The following is a 19,511-nucleotide window of genomic DNA, read 5'->3' as shown; positions in this document are numbered from 1 at the left end:
GGGTTCAATTCAACTTTCCGCACATAACTCTCTTTTTCTAATTGTAAACTCATTTTGTTCCCATGCGCCCTAGTTTGTGTCGCACGCTCAATTTTCCTTGCTGCACACGGATTTGCACCTCTCCCATCGTATCTGTTCGATATATAGCAGAACCCACCGTCGATAAACGATCCAATACCGCTTCATTCGGGTGTCCATATGTATTGCTCGTTCCGACTGAAATGACGGATACCTTCGGTCGCCAGTAGGATAACCATTCTTCCGAGGTGGAGTGCTTGCTACCGTGATGTGCTATTTTCATGACGTCTACAGCTTGCCTTACAGCCACCGTTTCCCCCTTTGCTTCGGTATGGGATGAAGAATGAGTTAACTCGGAGAGCAACAGCGATTCTGCTGCATCATCCATATCTCCTGTGAATAAAAAGGAAGCCCCCTCCATCTCCAATATCATTGCAACGGAATAATGATTTTGTTCCTTCACAACGGGCAAACTTCCGGTTTCGTCCTCCTGCAACGGAAGCGGATGAATAAAGTGGATTTTCGTATCCTGATCCGGTCTCCACTCCATACCATAATGCGCACCGTACAACTTGACCTGCTTGTTTACAGCCGTGTTCAACAGCTTGCGGAAAGGTGCCTTGTCTGCCAGGGTGCCGTTAAAAACCAAGGCCGATACTGGAATCTGGTCAAGCACGGCCTGCAATCCCCCGGCGTGGTCATGATCTCCATGCGTTAAAATGACAGCATCCAGCCGATGTACACCGCGCTGCTTCAACAAGGGTACAATCGTATCTTCACCTACCTCGTAGGGGTCTTTTCGCTTACGCCAAGCATTTTTTCCTGTCGTAAAATCCATCGTGCCCCCGCCATCCACCAAAATATGTTTACCGCCCGGCGTTGTAATTAAAATGCTGTCACCTTGGCCCACATCCAGGTATTGAACCGTTCCCGTATTCCCTCCACCTGGAGTTACGTAACCTATACACAGGATGCCAAGCCAGGCAATACCGCTTAAAACAAGCGTCAAATGACTATAACCATTCCACTGTCGACGTGCATATTTGCCTGCTCCTTCAGGCTCACGCTCCGTCTGCAATATAGCTGCCCACTCCGCAGATGCCGCTAATCCTGTATGTATGGGCGATGGCATGGGAGCTGTCCCCAAGCCCAAAGATTCATCTGTTCGCCTTCGAGATATCATCCATGTTTTGAGCCAGTACAGAATACTGTACAAAGCAGCATAATACGCTATGACCCACAGAATAGAGGAAGATGGCCAAATACTCACATAAGCGTCATCCACGTTCATCCATTTTACAAGCCAAAAGGTCAGTTTGTTCAGCTGCTCTGCTGGCCATGCAAGGATACGGGCCCCGTCCTCCCATAGAAAGGCGATTCCCATCGCCACCGTACCCAGTGGAAGCACGATATAAGTAATGAGTGGAACGAGCATAAAATTAGCCACGAACGATAGCAGCGAGAATTGATTAAAGTAGAAGACCGTCATCGGAAACGAAACAAGCTGCGCTGTAATCGTAATCGCAATTTCGCCGCCGATCAGAAGAGGCCATTTGGCGAAAAACGGCTTCATCAGCGGCATGTAAATGAGCAGCCCGGCTGTTACCAGAAAAGAAAGCTGAAAACTGACACTAAGCAGGTAATACGGATTCCAAAGCAGCATCAATAACGCGGACACACTCAAAATGCTAAGTCCGTCCTTGAGCATTCCCCGTCTGGCTGCAAACAGGCCGATCATAGCCATAATTCCAGCCCTCACAACAGAGGGAGAAGCACCTGTCAGCAGTACATAAGCCGGAATAAGCACCATCACGACCGTAAGAGACGTCTCGCGACTCACTCGCAATAGCTTGAACAAATACAGTAGTGTAGCTGCATATACCGCCACATGCATACCGGATATCGCTAAAATATGCGTTAATCCAAGCTGCGTAAATTCGTTATACGTTGCCGGGTCCAGCTCATCCGTAACTCCTAGTACCAGTCCTTTCATATATCCTGCGTGATGAAGAGAACCAAATGCTGATTCCATCCGTTGCCCTAATTGCTCCCTAAGCTGATCATTCCACCTGAACAGGGTGTAACGGTTCCACTGCGAAACTTGCTGCTTCTGTAGAGAAACGGCCCCATTCCCTCTGAAAAGCCAGTGAATCTCCTGTGTATGCAGGTATTCATTGTAATCAAAACCGCCAAAGTTCCCCGCTTTTGCAGGAGCCTTTAAGCTACCACGCAGTTGGATTGGATCTCCACGCTGCCATCCTGCCGCCAGTTGCTGTTCCTGCACGGCAGCCAGCTTGATGTGTACGATGACCTGTTCAGAAATAGCTTCGCTCTTTTCATCCCCGCCCTGAAAAGTGTCATTTTGAGAATGGCTTCCTATATTGCTTATTGCAGTAATCCTCATCTCAAACTGTGCCCGATCACCGTCTACCTGCACTTCGGATGTGATAAATCCCGAAGCTTGAACAGGCATGTCTTCCAGCTTGGAAGCCGATACATGAAGGGCATCGGGAATGTGGCTCACATTATGAGTATCATGCCAAGCCCAATGGAATCCTCCCCCGCTCAAGGCAAGCCATAGCAACACCACGTGCCGGACTGGAATTTTCATCAATAGAGCTATAAAAGGAAAAATCAGCGTGACACCCGCCCAGAGCAACAGAAGCATACGTCCAGAATACAAACAAGCTCCTGCACTTCCCGTAATCCAGCATACAGTAAGGGTCAAGATAGGTCTGCTTAAAACAAGTTTGGCTTGAATACAACCACCTCCCGGTAGCAAAATATTGTTCTGTGTCCAAACTGCAAAACAAAAAAGAACCCCTGACAAAATAGCATTCGTCAGAGGTTCTTCCTCGGTTACTCTTTAATTCACCATGTCTTAATTCATGCATTTTAATTCATAACATCCATCAGCGTTTCTTTCGGTGGATGATAGTTATCCAGCATACGGAAGGCAATTCCTTTTTGCTCCATCATGCCACGAACCTTGTCGGAATCCTTTGGGTAAGGTCGGTGGTATACGATCTCCACAACGCCGCTGTTCGCCAGCATGTTGGCACACGTCCAGCACGGCTGGTCGGTCACATATACTGAGGACCCCTCACGATCAATGCGGTCGGTGAACAGCAGCAAGTTCTGCTCCGCATGAATCGTGCGGATGCAGCGCTGCTTTTTAACCATTTCCTCCCGCCCCTCGCGATGAACGACCTCGTACTCCTCCGAAATCATACATCCCGCCTCAGAGCAGTCGGGTACCCCGGATGGTGCACCATTATAGGCCGTGCCCAAAAGCTTTTTGCCTTGTACAAGTACGGCTCCAACATGACGCCGCGAGCAGCGCGAACGGGTGGATACCATATAAGCGATATCCATAAAATAGGTGTCCCAGTCCTTGCGTACATCTGCACTCATATCCATCTCTCCCGTAAAAACAAGTTACAACGTAAATATATCCGCTAAGCCATCCAGGATAGCCTGCACATCGTCTACTTATATAATTATAGGCTGACGTAAGGCTTCATTTTCGCCAACATTTTGGCGCCAATACCCTTCACATGATCTAAATCGCTCACACGTTTGAACGGCCCGTGCTGATTACGATAGTTCAGAATCGCTTCGGCCTTTTTAGCTCCAACCCCTGGGAGTTCCATTAACTCGGCAGCAGTCGCTGTGTTGATGTTTACCTTTTTTTCGCCGGAAGCAGATGAAGCAACTGGATCGCCTGCTGTATTCGACCTGTTCGTCGTGGCATTCGAGCTTTCAACGCCAGTAACGGAACTAGAATTCATCACCTCAGACTGCTTTAAGGTACGGGGGCTTTCATTCCCATCGACCGATGCACCAGCAGAATCCTCTACAGCATCACGCTTCACATTGCCAGCCCCTTCGCCATCCGAACTGCGTTCAGCTTTGCCTGAGGCTTCCGTTACAACACGCTTTCCTTGAGTCTGGCCGCTATTGCTCCGCGACTCATTTTGATCTGGCTCTACTACTAAAGCCTGCTCCACCTTACGATTAAGCAACTGCCACTCTTCTTCCGGCTCTGGACGCTGCCCACCAGCAAACAGAATAAGCCCACTGCCGATTAGGGAAAGCACTATTGCCGTTCCAGTCCATACGCGGTTCATTTCCATTTCGTCCCCTTCTACACATAGATTTAAGGAAAGTGAGCCACTCAATACAGCGTCTCAATCGAACAGAGCAAGCCTGTCCTATTCCCGTTAACCGGAGGATGTAAACAACCTCCATACGGTCTCGCTGTGAGCCATTTTCCGAAGAGAGGTACGACCTTGGGCACGATCTAACATGCTCAGACACAAAATTCGTCATGTCGGCCAAGACCGGGTGCATACACTAAGAAGAATGACAGCGTCTATACCGCAAAGTATGAAAGGAGGACGTTGAACGATGAAAGTTGGATTTATCGGGACTGGCAGCATGGGAAGTCTGCTGATTGAATCTTTTATTCATTCGGGCGCACTTAAGCCACAGCAAATATCAGCAAGCAATCGAACGTATTCCAAGGTAGCCGAGTTGGCCCACCGTTATCCAGGATTGCATGCAGCCCAAACCAGCCGTGAGACGGCAGCGGATAGCGACATCCTGTTTATCTGCGTGAAGCCGCTGGAATCAAAAACCGTAACGGATGAAATACGCAACGTCATTACAGAAGAGCAAATCGTCGTTTCTATTACAAGTCCGGTACAGATACGTATCTTGGAGCATTCACTGAAAGCCAAAGTGTCCAAAATTATTCCCAGCATTACCCACCAGGTAGGCAGCGGAGCCTCACTATGCATCCATGGCAGCCGGATTACAGAGGAGGATCGCTCCCTTCTGGAAGAGCTTATGTCCCACATTAGCAGGCCGATTCGGGTTAAGGAATACCATACGCGTATTACGTCGGATTTTTCCAGCTGCGGCCCTGCTTTCCTAGCCTTTTTTATAGACCAGTGGATTCATGCTGCGGTTCAGGCCACAGGTATAGACCGTACGGAGCTATGCGCCCTGGCTGGTGAAATGATTATCGGCACAGGAAAGCTGCTTACGGAGGGCGGAATGACACCAGCCGAGTTGCAGACAAGGGTAGCAGTTCCCGGAGGTATTACTGCTGAAGCCCTCGCACTGCTGGACATCAGCCTGCACAGTGTCTTCCCCGAGCTGATACGGGCTACGCACAACAAGTATGAGGAGGACATGCAAAAGATAGACGCCTCCTTTGGCTTAAAGCCGATTAACCCGCAACAATATTGACCAGTTTGCCTGGAACAGCAATCACCTTGCGGACCGTTTTACCAGCCAGCGCCTGCTGAACGTTGTCCAGCGACAGCGCGAATGCCTCCATCGCTTTGGCGTCAAGGTCCTTGGCAATCGTCGCACGCTGCACGATTTTACCGTTTACCTGCACCACAATTTCGACCTCGGCATCCACCGTCCATGCTTCATCATAAGCAGGCCAAGCCGCGTAGGTAATGCTTTCGCTGTGTCCCAGCAGCTGCCACAGTTCCTCGGCCAGATGCGGTGCAAGCGGCGACAGCATTTGCACGAAGTTTTCCATTGCTGTACGCGGCAGACGGTCTGCTTTGTATGCATCATTGGTAAAAATCATCAGTTGGCTGATCGCCGTATTGAAACGCAGCGCATCCAGATCCTCAGTTACTTTTTTCAGCGTTTTATGCCAAGTCCGATTGAACTCATCACTGCCGCCTTCATTTGTAATTTTATCGTTCAGGCTGCCATTCTCGGAAACGAACAGGCGCCATACGCGGGACAGAAAACGATGCGCTCCCTCAACCCCATTTTCGCTCCATGGCTTGGTCGCTTCCAGCGGCCCCATAAACATCTCATAAATGCGTAGCGTATCGGCGCCAAACGTATTCACAATATCGTCAGGGTTGATGACATTACCGCGTGATTTACTCATTTTTTCATTATTGTTGCCCAGAATCATACCTTGGTTGACCAGCTTGTAGAAAGGCTCTTTCGTTTCTACAACGCCGATATCATACAGCACCTTGTGCCAGAAACGGGCATACAGCAAGTGAAGAACTGCATGTTCCGCTCCGCCGATGTACAGATCCACAGGCAGCCATTCGCGCTGCTTCTCCTTGGATACAGGCTCTTTATCATTGTGCGGATCAATATAGCGCAGGTAATACCAGCAGCTTCCCGCCCATTGCGGCATGGTGTTCGTCTCGCGGCGTGCTTTCAAGCCCGTCTCGGGATCAATGGTTTCTACCCAGTCCGTCGCATTCGCTAATGGGGACTCCCCTGTGCCTGAAGGCTTGATGTTATCCATTTCCGGCAACACGAGTGGCAGTTGATCCTCAGGAACTGTTTTGATCGTTCCATCTTCCAGATGAATCACCGGAATCGGCTCGCCCCAATAGCGTTGACGGCTGAACAGCCAGTCGCGCAAGCGGTACGTCACTTTTCCTTGCCCTTTACCCTCGGCTTCCAACCATTCAATCATCTTCGGAATGGCTTCCTCATTCGTAAGTCCATTCAGCGGGCCTGAATTGACGTGCGGACCATCCTCGGTGTATGGCTCTTTAGCCACGTCCCCACCTTGGACAACCTCAATGATATTCAGCCCGAATTGCTTCGCAAATTCCCAGTCACGTGTGTCGTGACCTGGTACAGCCATGATCGCGCCTGTTCCGTAGCCAGCCAGCACATAGTCGGCAATCCAGATCGGCAGCTTTTCACCGTTCACTGGATTCACTGCATAAGCGCCTGTGAAGACACCCGTTTTATCCTTTGCCAAATCCGTGCGCTCCAGATCGCTTTTACGGGCAGCTTGTTCACGGTATTGATTTACGGCATCCTTTTGCTCAGGTGTAGTGATAACATCCACCAATTCCTGCTCAGGAGCCAGCACACAGTAGCTTGCGCCGAACAGCGTATCCGGGCGAGTTGTAAATACCGTCAGTTGCTTGTCATGGCCCTCAATCGGAAAATGAACCTCTGCCCCTGTAGACTTGCCGATCCAGTTCCGCTGCATATCCTTAATGCTTTCGGACCAATCCAGCTCCTCCAAATCGTCCAGCAGACGATCCGCATATTCCGTAATTTTCAGCATCCATTGACGCATCGGTTTGCGGATAACCGGATGACCGCCACGCTCACTCTTGCCGTCAATTACTTCTTCATTCGCCAGCACCGTTCCCAATGCAGGACACCAGTTCACAGGCACTTCAGCTACATAAGCCAGACCGCGCTTATACAGCTGGATGAAAATCCACTGTGTCCATTTGTAATAATCGGGGTCTGTTGTACTGATTTCACGATCCCAGTCGTATGAAAAGCCGAGTGATTTAATTTGACGGCGGAAGTTATTTACATTTTTCACCGTAATTTCACGTGGATGCTCTCCCGTATCCAGCGCATGTTGCTCGGCAGGCAGACCGAAGGCGTCCCAACCCATCGGATGCAATACGTTGTAGCCGCGCATTCTTTTATACCGTGAAACAATATCCGTTGCCGTATATCCTTCCGGGTGGCCTACATGCAGACCAGCTCCAGACGGGTACGGGAACATATCCAAAGCATAAAACTTCGGTTTGTCCGGCTCTTCCCCGGTACGGAACGTTTTGTTCTCATCCCAATATTTCTGCCATTTTGGTTCAATACTTTGCGGTTGATAGCCGTGCTTCGGCTGTGTGTCTGTCATTGTCATTTCCTCCTCAAACGGTATGCAACAAAAAAACCTCTGCATCCCGTAGCGTGTCAGCGCTAGGGACGAGAGGTTATATTCCCGTGGTACCACCCTAGTTAGCAGAAAGCGTGCTTCGCCCTCTACTCCCTTTGCACCTGATAACGGAGGTGATCCGATGCGGGTTAATAACAGGGTACAAGCACCTGTATAGGGCATTCCTGCGTTGGGCGCATATCTCCGAGGCGAGTTCACTTTGCACTGTCAATCGGCTTGCACCATCCGCCGGCTCTCTACATGTCCAGACAAAACTACTATTCCTCATCAGCGATTGTTTAACCGTTAATAATGGCACTATTATATTGAAAACCGCGAAAAAAGTCAAATAAGGACTACATTTGGTGCTAAACACCAACTTCATTCGTTTGCTTCATGACACACGGAGAGAAATATTTTATAATAACTACGAGCCAGATTGAAATGAGTTGAGATGAGTTGAGATGAGATGAGAAAGGTGAGATGAGATATGGCACAAATTAAAATTTACGGAATAAAAGAAGCCCTGAATCCGATTAAGGAGCAACTTTCAGATGTGATTCATTCCGCTGTGGTGGATGCGTTCCAATATCCCCCCGACAAAAGGTTTCATCGTTTTTTCCCTATGAATCAGGAAGACTTCGTATTTACCCACGATCGCTCGGAGGCATACACCATTATTGAAATTAGTGTGTTTGAAGGCAGAACAACAGAGGCTAAAAAGCACCTCATCCAGCTGCTATTTCAAAAAATTAACGATTTAGGCATTGCCCCGCAGGATCTTGAAATTACTATATTTGAGACACCGAAACAGAATTGGGGCATTCGCGGTGTACCGGGTGATGAACTTCAACTGAACTATAAAGTAAATATATAATTTGAATCTCTTATGCAGAAAGACGCCCTTCATGTCATCATGAAAAGCGTCTTTCTTTTTCTATATTCGCTTGATGAAGATTCGCTATTTTACAGCAACATAAAATAATCTGGCTGCGTCATCTACTGCTTCTACCCATTCAAAGTCCGCATATACCTTCACATCGCGAAAACCGGCTTTGGACAGTTCCGTCTTCATCCAGTCCGGGTCGTAGGCACGCTGCACGTGTATTTCTTCGAACCGCTGATATACATCACGTCCTTCATTTTCTGCTCTCGCAAAAATGCTGAGATGATGCTCAATTTCACAGCGCGAAGTGTCCAACGCACAAGTCCAGATATATGAGATGGAGTGCTCGTCCAGTACAAAGGGCTGCTCCTCATCGTAACGCACAAACGTCTGGGGATGATGTACATCGAATAGAAAGGTTCCGCCAGGCTTAAGGCCGGCATACGTTCTGCGAAAAGTAGCAGCAATGTCCTTTTCCTCCAGCAAGTAATTCAGACAATCGCAAAAAGAAATGACAGAATCCACAGGCTCCGGTAAATTCCATTCCCTCATATCCTGCTCTATCCAGCGGATGCTGCCCTCACGGAACAAACGCTGTCCTTGCGTGGTTGTTTCCATTTTGCGACGGGCTACCGCCAGCATATCTGAAGACAAATCGATGCCAGCTACCTCGAAGCCCGAGTTGACCAGTGGAATCGTAATGGAGCCTGTTCCACAGCCCAGCTCAGCCACCGTATGCGGCATACCATGCTGATTCCAGGCCTGCCGAGCAAAACGCAGCCAGTCCGGGTACGGCATGTCCTGCATCAGCTCATCATACACATAGGCAAACTTCCGGTAAGAAGCCAAATTTTATTCCCCATTCCCGTCCTTCGGTTCAGGCATTTTTTCCACCAGGTAGGTCCAGTTTTCCTTTTGTGTAACTAGCCCATCCTTCATCAGCTTGCCCATCGCACGCTTGAAGGCGGATTTACTGATACCGAACCGTTGCTTAATAATATCCGGCGGCGTTGCGTCGGAATAAGGCATACCGCCACCCGGGCGCTCTTTCAGAAAGGCAATTAGCCGATCCGCATCCTCATCACGGCCCACTTCCTTGCGTGGCGACATCGCCAGATTCACCCGACCGTCTTCACGAACCAGTGTGACCCGTACTTTAACCTCTTCACCCAAACGAAGCATCCGGTTGCGTTCCGAGGAATGAATCATGCCAATCGCGCCAAAACCAAGCACGCCTCCGTCCACCAGGACAAACGTACCCATCTGAAGCGGCTTGTACACCGTCGCCTGCACCCACATATTTAGCCATGAATCAGGTGCATGAAAGGACAACGGAGCCAGCTCTTGCTCACCCGCCAGCTTCGCCCGCAGCCTGCCCTGCTTATCATGCTCCATGATGGCATAGACGTAGTCACCCACCTGAGGATGCAAATCCCGATTCTCAGGCAACTCGCGAATCGGCAGCAGCAATTGACGACCCAATCCCATTTCCAGAAAACAACCCAAACGCGGATGCACATCCGCCACCTGAAGCTTTGCCAGTTCGCCAAGCGACAGAAACGGCTTTTTCATAGTAGCGGCCAAACGGTCCTCTGTATCGTGAAAAATAAATACTTCCAGCCGTTCTCCAACCTCGATCTCACGTGTCAGCTCCGTATAATGCAGCAATACATCCTGATCGCCAACTGTGAGAAAATAGCCGAAAGGGGATACCTCACGATCAACCATAATCGTGACATAAGTACCAGCAATCAGATTCATACCTTCTCCACAACCTTAGCGTCTGACCAAAGTCTTTCAATGTTATAGTATTCGCGCTCGTCGCGATGGAAGACATGCACTACAACATCTCCCAAGTCCATCAGAACCCAGCGACCCGAATTCATTCCTTCAATGCCTTTGATTGTCGTACCTTCATCATGAGCGCGTTTGCGAATTTCCGTCACAATCGCCTGTACCTGGGTATCCGAATTACCGTGGCAAATTACAAAATAATCCGCGACAAGGGATACGCCCCGCAAGTCAAGGGCTACAATATTCATGGCCTTCTTATCTTCAGCGGCCTCAACCGTAATTTGCATTAATTTCTCATTAGTTATGGTCATTCATGAACCTCCGATTTTCTCTGTTTAAGTTGTTGAATCAGATCATTTCGCGACAGTACCGTCAGCGGAAAAATAACCTTTTGCTTCTCTAGCAGCAGTGAAATCGTGGAATCAAATCCTGCTACAAGTCCCTGCTCCAAACTTTTTTTCGCCTGCTTGCGGATATGCTCGACCCCAGGGAAATCCCGTCCCGGCTCGATGTAATCAGCGAGACACACGACTTTATCCAGCAAACTCATACCCACACGTCCTGAGGTATGCCAGCGAATAGCATTCCGTATTTCAGGGTCTTCCACCCCATAGTCTCTCGCTGTAACGCAATATCCTACCTCAGAATGCCACAGTTGCTTGTCATGCTGCAAAAGCTCCTGGTCACATTCGGGATGACTACGAATCACTTCCTCCATCTGCTGAACGGGCCAATATTTCGCTACATCATGCAAAATAGCCGCCAATTCGGCCTTATCCGGGTCTGCGCCATACCGCTTGGCAAGTTCCAAGGAGGTATGCATGACCCCCAGTGTGTGCTTCCAGCGTTTTTCAGGCATTTGACCGGATACGGCCTCCATCAATTGCTCACGGCTGTACTTCATACAAACCGCCCCTTGTAATGTAGTCATGCACACGATCAGGCACAAGATAGCGAATGGTGCGCCCTTCCGCAACACGTTCCCGAATATCCGTCGAGGAAATATCTACCACCGGCATATCCGCCAGCAGTACCTTGTTCTGCAAATAATGCGGCAGTTCATTCAGCGCAAGCTGGAAACCGGGACGCCGGACACCGATAAAACAAATTCGATGTGCCAGCTCCTCAATCCCCTGCCAATGAGGTAAGTAATTTACCATATCCGCGCCGATGATAAAATAAAAATCCACAGCAGGATGCAGCTCCTGAAGCTCTTTGATCGTGTCAATGGTATAAGATACCCCGCCGCGAAGCACTTCAATATCCAGCACTTCAAAAGCAGGATGGCCCGCCACTGCTTCACTCGTCATCTCCAGTCGCTCTGTGCCGCTCGCCCCCGCCTGATGCTTGTGCGGAGGGATATGGGAAGGCATGAACCATACATGGTCCAGCGCATAGGCATCCCTTGCCGCTTCTCCAGCCAGCAGATGTCCAATATGAATCGGGTCAAATGTACCGCCCATAATACCGATCTTCATAGTCTTCTCCCCGTGTGTTATCCTCTAGGCAACTCGATTTGCTTGTTATCACGAGATTCCTTGTACAAAATAATCGTACTCCCGATGAGTTGGACAAGCTCGGAACCTGTTTCCGCAGCCAGTTCCTCCGCAATTTCATGCTTGTCATCCAGACAGTTGTTCAAAATCTGCACCTTCATCAGCTCACGCTTTTCAATTGCATCGTTAATGTGACGCATAAGATGCTCGTTCGTACCGTTTTTTCCTACTTGAAAAACCGGGTCCAGATGATGCGCCATCGAGCGCAAATACCTTTTTTGTTTACCTGTTAACATGTATACTTAACTCCTTCATAACCACATATGCCATGCAGCAATTCCATAATTTTAGTGTAAAATCCGACTTACGACAGGCTTCTCAGCACAGCGGTTCTCATTTCGTCTACAGCAGGGGATACGCCCATAAAATACTCAAAAGCCACCGCTCCTTGATACACGAACATACCCAAACCTCCATGCACGGTGCAGCCGCGTTGTTCACGGCTTTCGCGCAAAAATCTCGTTTCTAACGGGTTGTAGATCAAATCACTCACAATGATTCCTTCTGGAATCAGACTCGTTTCCAGCGGAAGCTCATCGGATAGAGGAGACATTCCTACTGAGGTCGTATTGATCAGCACATCCACCGATGCAAGCACGCGCTCCGCTTCATCGTTAGAATAGCCCGCCACAGGGATTGCTTCCGTCGTCCACTCCAATGCCAGCTGCTCAGCTTTATCGCGTGTCCGATTCAAAATAATGACCGATTCCGGCTGTTCCTCCAGTAACGCATGAATCACACCTCTGGCAGCACCTCCGGCTCCGAGGATCGCAATTCTTGTGCCTTTCAGCTTAACCGAAGTCTCTTCTTTGAGAGAACGCACGTAGCCGATCCCGTCCGTATTGTAACCCTTGAGTCGCCCGTTGTCGTTCACAATCGTGTTTACAGCGCCGATGAGTCTGGCTCCTTCATCAATCTCATCCAAATACTTCATAACCTCAACTTTATAGGGAATTGTCACATTAACTCCGCGGAAATGGAAAGCCCGAATCCCCTTCATGGCGTCCTCCAGCTGATCCGGCTTGACGTGAAGAGGAACAAAATCTCCCTCTATCCCCGCTGCCTGTAAAGCTACTTTATGCATGAGAGGTGATTTGGAGTGCTTGATGGGATCACCCAATACGCCCAATAATACAAGACCTTGTTCGGTCACTCCAGACTCCCCGCTGCTCATCTTCGTTCTCCCCCATATCGCAAAATATTAGGCTGCACAAATACATGAACGGCGGCAGGAACCTGAATCTGTTCCTTGCCGCCCTATCACATGGTTCAACATCCGTTAAATCAACGAAGGCCGTAAAAGGACACGGATTCCCCGAGGAGCATGAACCGCTACCAAAGCCCCGTTCTCACTATTAACTCTGATCCATCCCAGACCGGAGATATAGATATCCGATTGAGATTTACGGGGAATGCGGAACTCATGTCTTGTCCATTCCGGCATATCTGCCAACTGATCACGTGTCGGCGGCGACAATAGTTCTCCGGCATGATCTTCGAACAGTTGATCCGCCCGCTCCAGCTTGGTGCGATGAATTTTAAGACCGCCGTTAATGTAACAGGTGAACGATTGATGTTGACCTTCTACAAAATCAAACCGGGCCATCCCACCAAAAAACAGGGTTTGTCCGGGGTCCAACTGATAAGCAGCAGGTTTCAGCGGCTTGTCCGGCATAATAGCGCTTAAATCCTGTCGGGACACGATTTCACTGAAACGCCAAGGATACACAATACCCGGTGTATCAATAATATGCTTACCGTCGTCGAGCGGAATATTCACCATATCCAGCGTCGTTCCCGGGTAACGGGATGTTGTTAACTCCTGCTCCATATCGCTATGATCACGGATCAAGCGGTTAATGAGCGTGGATTTACCAACATTTGTTGCACCGACCACATACACATCCCGATTGCCGCGCAGTTCGGAAACCACGTCCAGCAGACGATCAAAGCCCTGATTTTTTTTGGCCGAGCACAGAACGATATCCGCCGTGCGAAGTCCTTGCTCCTTAGCCTGCTTTTGTACCCAGTTCAGGACCTTGTTCCAGTTCGTTACCTTAGGCAATAAATCCGTCTTGTTCACAGCCAATACAACCGGATTAGATCCTACAAAACGTTGCAAACCGGAAATTAGACTGCCTTCAAAGTCAAAAATATCCACAATGTGGATGACGAGTGCGTCCTTGTCCCCAATCTGGCTAAGTAGTTTCAGGAACTCATCCTGATCCACAGTTGCTGAAGACGTTTCATTATAGTTTTTAATCCGGAAGCAGCGCTGGCAGATGACAGGCTCGCGTGTAAGCAATCTTTCCAGAATATATCCCGGAAGCTCCGGACTAGTGGTCTGCATCGTGATACCGCAACCACTACATTTGACAGCAGTTCCGCCGTCAGGTCTTTCAGTCATTCTTTTTTTCCTCCTCAAGCCATAAGCCTTTCTTACGTAACCTTGTGAGCGCGATTCGCTCCAGCCGCCGATTAAAGCGGGTCATGACTCCTTCATCATGGATGGATATCGGCAGCACCAGCACTGTGTGCAATCCCAGTCGGTTGCCACCCAATACATCTGTCAACATTTGGTCCCCGACCATAATAGTCTGTTCCGAGGTAAGCCCCATCATACGGATGGCTCTGCGGAAAGACGAGTTGGAGGGCTTCCGTGCGGCATGTATAAATTCAATGTCCAAAGGCGTAGCGAACACGGATACACGTCCCATATTATTGTTGGACACGATGACAAGCTTAAAACCCGCCTGTTTGACCTTCTCAAACCAGGCCACCAGCTCGGGAGTCGCATTCGGCGCTTTTGCACCGACCAGCGTATTATCCAAATCCGTAATAATGCCGCGATATCCTTGAGCATACAAGCCTTCAAGATCAATATCAAAGACGGTATTCACCCGTAATTTGGGCATCAGCATTTCAAACAACGTCGGTCACCTCAGTTTCATACGACAAACTATACCATATTAATAGGGGTTAGTAAAAAGCTATCCGCAACAAACGGACAGCTTTTTACAGAGCATATGATAAAGATTATAAATCGGCAGCATTCGAGCCGAGTAAAATGGTTTAGCCCTTTCGTTCAGTTTGTCGTCTGGACTAACCTTTCTTATGCAACAGGGCCGCTTGTTGGCGGACCTTGCGCCAATCCTCGGCAGTTACCGAGGAAGGGCTGTAGCGTGCTTGTTCAAACAGCTCCAGCAGCAGATGCAGAATTGGAGCACGTTCCGGTGATTCAACTGACCATCTACCGACCGATTCCCTCAGCGTCTCGTGGCTCGTGCGGGCAAACCCCTTATTCTGCATATACCGTAGCCAGCGCTCAGTTTCGACAACGACCTTTTCGTCCGGGGTCAACGGCTTTCCTTTACGCAGACGCAGCAGATAAAAATGAATATCTGCTCGATTACGCCATACGATATAAGCGCCCCACAGTACGATAACAGCCACTGCCGCCGCTATGATTACCGGATGAATCTCCGTGCCTTCCTCCGAATTGGCCTGTGGTGTCTGCGCAGACTGTTCCGGTTCAGGCTGATCTTTCACCTTTGGAGCATCAGGTGCCTTCGAATCCTCCTGCTCCGTAAGCAATGGCATATCAAAGCCGGGCGTGGCTTCTACAGGAACCCAGCCGTATTCACCCAGATACACTTCCGCCCAGGAATGTGCATCCGCGTTGGTAACGGAGTAGGAAGACATATTTTCGTTATCATCGCCCGTTGCTGTATCATCCGAAAACGTCTGCTGACCAGGTGCATATCCTTTGACCCAACGCGCCGGGACACCGACGGAACGGGCCATCATAACCAGCGAAGTGGAATAATAATCGCAATAGCCTTCCCGAATCTCAAACAGAAAGGCATCCACAAAATCCTTGCTTCTTTTGCGAGAAAGATCCGGATTGTTCGTATATGCATAATTTCGCTGTAAATATTGCTGTAGCAGTCCGACCTTTTCATAAGGCGTCTTCGCTGATGACGTTACATTTTGAGCCAAATCACGCACTCGCTTCGGCAGTTCATTCGGGATTTGCAAATAGGCTTCCTGCTTGTTCTTTCCATACAGCTCATTAAACGTTTTCTTGCGAAGCTCTTTCTCCGGGATCACAGGTACATGTGACACCAGAGTATACGTTTTCGGATAAGCAGTTCTTCTGGAGGCTGAATTCCAAAGCAGTTCTGCCTGTTCGGGTTTCCAACGCAACCCGTTCGCCCGTGAGTCCCTGTCCACCGATTGAACACGATGTACCGAATACGCCCCGAACAAAACCGGATAGCTCTGATCATTTTGCATCGTAATGGTCTGAACGACCTGCTCGGTCGAATGCCGTGTTTCTTGTGTATTTTCCAGTTCTGCCGTCATTGGCACATCGTTCAGCGTTTGGTCATCGTTGCCTGTATCACTCCAGCCCGTCCCAGAATACGTTCGCTTCGTCTCGCCTCGCCAGTAGCTTCGCTGGTTGGTCGTGATCGTCATCACCGGAGAATAGTCAAAATTAAATCCCCCGCCCAACCGATTGTCCTGCCTGCTATAGCCCGATGCCGTACTCATCCGCTGATTCATAGCCCCGGCTCCATTGTTAATACCAACGGTAGATGAGCTATTTCGCTGGGTCCATGCTGTATAAGGATCCGTTAAGGTCGGCTCTATCTCCGGCATATTCACGCCAACCATAATAATTAAAGCAAAAATGACCGCAATATTCGCTGCAATTTTGTAGGGATAGCGGCGAATGTGCTTCCATCCTTGAGGATAATGCTGCCGGAAATACTGTAAATGCTGAGTCACCAGCCAACCCATACCCGCAAAGACCATCCATGCGACTTCTTCCCAAAGCAAGGTTGGCGCGAACGAATCAAGCACCGCCAGCGCGGCAATATTAATACCCACAAAAACCAGAATGCGCTGCTTCGTCGTAACGATGAGTGGTAGCATCTCAATAACAAGCCAAGCGATCAGTGAAAACCAGATATACGGAGACATATTCGATATAAATTGATCCAGACGGTTAGCAAAACCCCCGAAAGGAATAATAATCGAGTAGGACACGAGCGTCCGGTACAAAATAAAAAATAACGTCGCCGTTTTGACGATAAATTCAATCCAAGGCCGAAGCTGCAGCAAAATTTTCACCAGAGCCAGCATCGTAACCGTCGCCAATACAAGCGTTCTTGTCTCCTTTAGCCACAGTTCTGAAGCAAAGGTTACCCACTGCATAGCAATAATAATAATCCATAAAAATGTAAAAATCGCAGTCCAAGAGCCCTTCAGCGATTGTAACCAGTTCTTCATAGCGTCCCTCCTCCCATCACAGCTGGAAGCTCTTCAAGACTCGGAACATGATAACCCTGAATGCCTCTTGTACGAAGCATGCTCATCCATTCTTCAGCTTGTCCCTCGCTGGAGCCTTCTCCAATATAGACGTGACACGGGGTCATCCCCCGGGTATCGGCCCAGCGAAGAAGCTCCAACGCCTGATGACCCTTCAACGGACTGATCAGCACAATATGGCAGCCTTGTGGAAATTGCCGCACACCGCTTTCTACAGCAGCCATAAGACTGCCTTGGGAAGTGGTGTCTATGTCCACCAAATGATGCATCATCCGTTGCCGTTCCGATATTTGCTCACTGGGCTGAAAAACGGTACCTGTTTCCCCTGCCGTACAAAGACCTACTCCCATTCGCTCCCGTCCGCCATATTCCAGCAATGAAGCGATTGAGGATACGGCCAGCTCAAACTGATCGGCATTTACATAATGTTCTGTATGTATGTCCAGTACAAGCATCGTTTTGGGAACCGTCTCATGCTCAAATTCCTTGGATTTCCAACTGCCTGTACGTGCGGTCGCATTCCAATGGATACGTGAAAAACGGTCCCCATATACATAGTCCCTCACTCCGTTAATTTGCGTCGTTTCGCGCCGTGTTCGAGTCTGGACGGTCTGTGGCCCAGACATCCGCGAGCGACGATCATTCAACTGCCAATAGGGAATGAATACCGTGCGGGGCAGTACCCGAAATTCACTAGGTGCGTATAACCTGCCTTTATGCTCCATCAGGCCGAAGATATCCTCGCTCACACACTCGGTTTCCGCAAAATAATAGCTTCCCCGCTCCAACGCAGGAGTCTGAAAGGCAAGCTGTCCGCTTCCTTTCATGCTGGGGATTAAGCTGTCCTCAAACGACCAGGATTCGCCTGTGTGACGCTTGAGTACCTCGCGAACAATGATATACGGAATTGGAAGAAAGCCGGGAAGGCTCAAGCTCAGCTTTACATGCACCTGATCTCCCGCATGCAGTAGCTCCCCGAATTCTGAGCCTTGCGAAAGCTGCCTTGAACCCTGAACACGGCGTACCCCGCTCAGCCCGACGATCCATAAATAAATACCCAGCAGCGTAATCATGGACAACAGCATGACTGACGTCTTGCCACCCTGAAACAACAGATATAGCAGACATATCACCCATGTGACCATCAGAAGCCAGATGCGGCCTGACATCCGAAGGAGCCTGCGCTTCCTTTTGAACATTTTCATTCCCTACGGACGCTCCATTCGCACGGGTACGTTCACCTGCCGAAGGACAGCCTGAAGCACAGACTGGGCGTTGGAACTGTCAAGACGCGCCTCGGGACGAAGCAGCAAACGATGCGCCAGCACATAAGGCGCCAATATTTTCACATCATCTGGAAGCACGTAATCCCGATTTTCCAGAAAAGCGTACGCCTTGGTGGCCATCACAAAAGCAAGCGCCGCCCGCGGGCTGGCTCCCAGCAGTACCGATGAATGCTCTCTGGTCGCACGTACAATATCAAGTAAATAGGACGTAACTGCCTCGTCCATGTACATCTCTCTGATTTCCTCCTGGATCGCGGCAATCTGTTCCATATGGGCTACCGCCTCCAGTCGATCTGCCGGCTGCCCCTCCTGATGACGAAGCAGCATGTTCCGCTCGGTTTCCATATCCGGATAGCCGAGACTGATTTTGAGCATAAAACGATCAAGCTGCGCTTCAGGCAGCATATAAGTCCCTTCAAAATCAATCGGATTTTGCGTAGCACACAGCATAAAAGGATGAGGCAGCATATGCGTTTCTCCATCCACGGTTACACTGCGCTCCTCCATCACTTCCAGCAAAGCCGATTGGGTTTTCGTCGTGGCTCGGTTAATTTCGTCTGCTAATAAAATATGGGTCATTACAGGACCCGGACGGAAATAAAAGCGCTCATCCCGTGGATGAAATATGGAAACCCCTGTAATATCACTGGGGAGAATATCAGGATTACATTGAACACGGCGGTAATCACCGCGCATGGATTTGGCAAGAGCCTTGATCATTTGCGTTTTTCCCGTACCCGGAACGTCCTCGATCAGAATGTGCCCACCCGCCAGCATAGCCGTTAACAGTAATTTTATTTCAAAGGTTTTACCTAATATGCATGATTCCAGATTAGAACGGATTGCAGATACAATCTGCACAGAGTCTTGACGCACGGGCATAGCCTGTAAACCTCCTAGATAGCAACATGTTTCCTATTATTGTACATGAAGGTGGGCACAGA

Annotated in this window: 18 protein-coding genes and 1 other annotated feature; of the genes, 2 read left to right on the top strand and 16 right to left on the bottom strand. The window is 49.3% G+C overall.

The window, feature by feature from the left end:
• Nucleotides 1–49 precede the first annotated feature (49 nt).
• The 3 genes from ACWGOO_RS05445 to ACWGOO_RS05435 all read right to left on the bottom strand — a co-directional run bounded on the left by ACWGOO_RS05445 (nucleotide 50) and on the right by ACWGOO_RS05435 (nucleotide 4,148).
• Nucleotides 50–2,686, bottom strand: a complete 2,637-nt coding sequence (locus ACWGOO_RS05445) for a ComEC/Rec2 family competence protein (protein WP_452481778.1) — start codon at nucleotides 2,684–2,686, stop codon at nucleotides 50–52.
• A gap of 227 nt (nucleotides 2,687–2,913) precedes the next feature.
• Nucleotides 2,914–3,432, bottom strand: coding sequence for a deoxycytidylate deaminase (locus tag ACWGOO_RS05440; RefSeq protein WP_452481777.1), 519 nt, complete (start codon nucleotides 3,430–3,432; stop codon nucleotides 2,914–2,916).
• Between the two features lie 86 nt (nucleotides 3,433–3,518).
• A complete protein-coding gene (locus ACWGOO_RS05435) occupies nucleotides 3,519–4,148 on the bottom strand; it encodes a ComEA family DNA-binding protein (protein WP_452482039.1) in 630 nt (209 codons plus the stop codon).
• 280 nt (nucleotides 4,149–4,428) lie between these two features.
• Between ACWGOO_RS05435 and comER the strand changes: the two genes are divergently transcribed.
• Nucleotides 4,429–5,274, top strand: a complete 846-nt coding sequence (gene comER, locus ACWGOO_RS05430; RefSeq protein WP_452481776.1) for a late competence protein ComER — start codon at nucleotides 4,429–4,431, stop codon at nucleotides 5,272–5,274.
• Here comER and leuS read toward each other — a convergent pair.
• Nucleotides 5,255–7,693, bottom strand: a complete 2,439-nt coding sequence (gene leuS, locus ACWGOO_RS05425; protein ID WP_452481775.1) for a leucine--tRNA ligase — start codon at nucleotides 7,691–7,693, stop codon at nucleotides 5,255–5,257. The genes comER and leuS overlap by 20 nt on opposite strands.
• Nucleotides 7,694–7,754: 61 nt before the next feature.
• Nucleotides 7,755–8,012 (bottom strand) — a binding site (T-box leader).
• Nucleotides 8,013–8,201: 189 nt separating this feature from the next.
• Between leuS and ACWGOO_RS05420 the strand changes: the two genes are divergently transcribed.
• Nucleotides 8,202–8,588 carry a tautomerase family protein gene (locus tag ACWGOO_RS05420; RefSeq protein ID WP_452481774.1) on the top strand — a complete coding sequence of 129 codons (387 nt, stop codon included), beginning with the start codon at nucleotides 8,202–8,204 and terminating at the stop codon, nucleotides 8,586–8,588.
• An 84-nt stretch (nucleotides 8,589–8,672) separates the two neighbouring features.
• On the opposite strand, the gene ACWGOO_RS05415 is transcribed toward ACWGOO_RS05420, so the two are convergent.
• The 12 genes from ACWGOO_RS05415 to ACWGOO_RS05360 form a co-directional block, all read right to left on the bottom strand.
• Nucleotides 8,673–9,446, bottom strand: a complete 774-nt coding sequence (locus ACWGOO_RS05415) for a class I SAM-dependent DNA methyltransferase (protein ID WP_452481773.1) — start codon at nucleotides 9,444–9,446, stop codon at nucleotides 8,673–8,675.
• Between the two features lie 3 nt (nucleotides 9,447–9,449).
• A complete protein-coding gene (locus ACWGOO_RS05410) occupies nucleotides 9,450–10,358 on the bottom strand; it encodes a CvfB family protein (protein WP_452481772.1) in 909 nt (302 codons plus the stop codon).
• The gene (gene rsfS, locus ACWGOO_RS05405; RefSeq protein WP_452481771.1) at nucleotides 10,355–10,702 is read right to left on the bottom strand and encodes a ribosome silencing factor; all 348 of its coding nucleotides are present in this window, start codon (nucleotides 10,700–10,702) and stop codon (nucleotides 10,355–10,357) included. Before rsfS ends, ACWGOO_RS05410 begins: the two co-directional genes overlap by 4 nt.
• Entirely contained in the window at nucleotides 10,699–11,295 is a 597-nt protein-coding gene (gene yqeK / locus ACWGOO_RS05400; protein ID WP_452481770.1) for a bis(5'-nucleosyl)-tetraphosphatase (symmetrical) YqeK, read from the bottom strand. The genes rsfS and yqeK overlap by 4 nt, the downstream gene beginning before the upstream one ends.
• Nucleotides 11,279–11,869: a nicotinate-nucleotide adenylyltransferase gene (gene nadD / locus ACWGOO_RS05395; protein ID WP_452481769.1), complete on the bottom strand. Its 591-nt coding sequence runs from the start codon at nucleotides 11,867–11,869 to the stop codon at nucleotides 11,279–11,281. Before nadD ends, yqeK begins: the two co-directional genes overlap by 17 nt.
• 17 nt (nucleotides 11,870–11,886) lie before the next feature.
• A complete protein-coding gene (gene yhbY / locus ACWGOO_RS05390) occupies nucleotides 11,887–12,183 on the bottom strand; it encodes a ribosome assembly RNA-binding protein YhbY (RefSeq protein WP_452481768.1) in 297 nt (98 codons plus the stop codon).
• A 68-nt stretch (nucleotides 12,184–12,251) separates the two neighbouring features.
• Complete coding sequence (gene aroE, locus ACWGOO_RS05385) at nucleotides 12,252–13,121, bottom strand: shikimate dehydrogenase (protein WP_452481767.1); 870 nt, start codon at nucleotides 13,119–13,121, stop codon at nucleotides 12,252–12,254.
• 105 nt (nucleotides 13,122–13,226) lie between these two features.
• A complete protein-coding gene (gene yqeH, locus ACWGOO_RS05380) occupies nucleotides 13,227–14,354 on the bottom strand; it encodes a ribosome biogenesis GTPase YqeH (RefSeq protein WP_452481766.1) in 1,128 nt (375 codons plus the stop codon).
• A complete protein-coding gene (locus ACWGOO_RS05375; protein WP_452481765.1) occupies nucleotides 14,347–14,877 on the bottom strand; it encodes a YqeG family HAD IIIA-type phosphatase in 531 nt (176 codons plus the stop codon). The genes yqeH and ACWGOO_RS05375 overlap by 8 nt, the downstream gene beginning before the upstream one ends.
• A gap of 172 nt (nucleotides 14,878–15,049) precedes the next feature.
• Entirely contained in the window at nucleotides 15,050–17,242 is a 2,193-nt protein-coding gene (locus ACWGOO_RS05370) for a transglutaminase TgpA family protein (protein WP_452481764.1), read from the bottom strand.
• Nucleotides 17,239–18,486, bottom strand: coding sequence for a DUF58 domain-containing protein (locus ACWGOO_RS05365; protein ID WP_452481763.1), 1,248 nt, complete (start codon nucleotides 18,484–18,486; stop codon nucleotides 17,239–17,241). Before ACWGOO_RS05365 ends, ACWGOO_RS05370 begins: the two co-directional genes overlap by 4 nt.
• Before the next feature lie 3 nt (nucleotides 18,487–18,489).
• Nucleotides 18,490–19,449 (bottom strand): AAA family ATPase, encoded by a 960-nt coding sequence (locus ACWGOO_RS05360; RefSeq protein WP_452481762.1) that lies wholly within the window; start codon nucleotides 19,447–19,449, stop codon nucleotides 18,490–18,492.
• Nucleotides 19,450–19,511 lie beyond the last annotated feature (62 nt).

The organism is Paenibacillus sp. NPDC055715 (genome assembly GCF_053617595.1).
This window is presented reverse-complemented; position numbering and strand designations above follow the sequence as displayed.

Bases quoted from the DNA above. Each gene is read 5' to 3' on its own strand.
- yqeH (WP_452481766.1), bottom strand. From the start codon at position 14,354: ATGACTGAAAGACCTGACGGCGGAACTGCTGTCAAATGTAGTGGTTGC.
- ACWGOO_RS05370 (WP_452481764.1), bottom strand. From the start codon at position 17,242: ATGAAGAACTGGTTACAATCGCTGAAGGGCTCTTGGACTGCGATTTTT.
- ACWGOO_RS05365 (WP_452481763.1), bottom strand. From the start codon at position 18,486: ATGAAAATGTTCAAAAGGAAGCGCAGGCTCCTTCGGATGTCAGGCCGC.
- ACWGOO_RS05445 (WP_452481778.1), bottom strand. From the start codon at position 2,686: ATGCTTCTGTTGCTCTGGGCGGGTGTCACGCTGATTTTTCCTTTTATA.
- yqeK (WP_452481770.1), bottom strand. From the start codon at position 11,295: ATGAAGTACAGCCGTGAGCAATTGATGGAGGCCGTATCCGGTCAAATG.
- ACWGOO_RS05435 (WP_452482039.1), bottom strand. From the start codon at position 4,148: ATGAACCGCGTATGGACTGGAACGGCAATAGTGCTTTCCCTAATCGGC.
- ACWGOO_RS05440 (WP_452481777.1), bottom strand. From the start codon at position 3,432: ATGAGTGCAGATGTACGCAAGGACTGGGACACCTATTTTATGGATATC.
- aroE (WP_452481767.1), bottom strand. From the start codon at position 13,121: ATGAGCAGCGGGGAGTCTGGAGTGACCGAACAAGGTCTTGTATTATTG.
- rsfS (WP_452481771.1), bottom strand. From the start codon at position 10,702: ATGACCATAACTAATGAGAAATTAATGCAAATTACGGTTGAGGCCGCT.
- leuS (WP_452481775.1), bottom strand. From the start codon at position 7,693: ATGACAGACACACAGCCGAAGCACGGCTATCAACCGCAAAGTATTGAA.
- comER (WP_452481776.1), top strand. From the start codon at position 4,429: ATGAAAGTTGGATTTATCGGGACTGGCAGCATGGGAAGTCTGCTGATT.
- ACWGOO_RS05410 (WP_452481772.1), bottom strand. From the start codon at position 10,358: ATGAATCTGATTGCTGGTACTTATGTCACGATTATGGTTGATCGTGAG.
- ACWGOO_RS05420 (WP_452481774.1), top strand. From the start codon at position 8,202: ATGGCACAAATTAAAATTTACGGAATAAAAGAAGCCCTGAATCCGATT.
- ACWGOO_RS05360 (WP_452481762.1), bottom strand. From the start codon at position 19,449: ATGCCCGTGCGTCAAGACTCTGTGCAGATTGTATCTGCAATCCGTTCT.
- yhbY (WP_452481768.1), bottom strand. From the start codon at position 12,183: ATGTTAACAGGTAAACAAAAAAGGTATTTGCGCTCGATGGCGCATCAT.
- nadD (WP_452481769.1), bottom strand. From the start codon at position 11,869: ATGAAGATCGGTATTATGGGCGGTACATTTGACCCGATTCATATTGGA.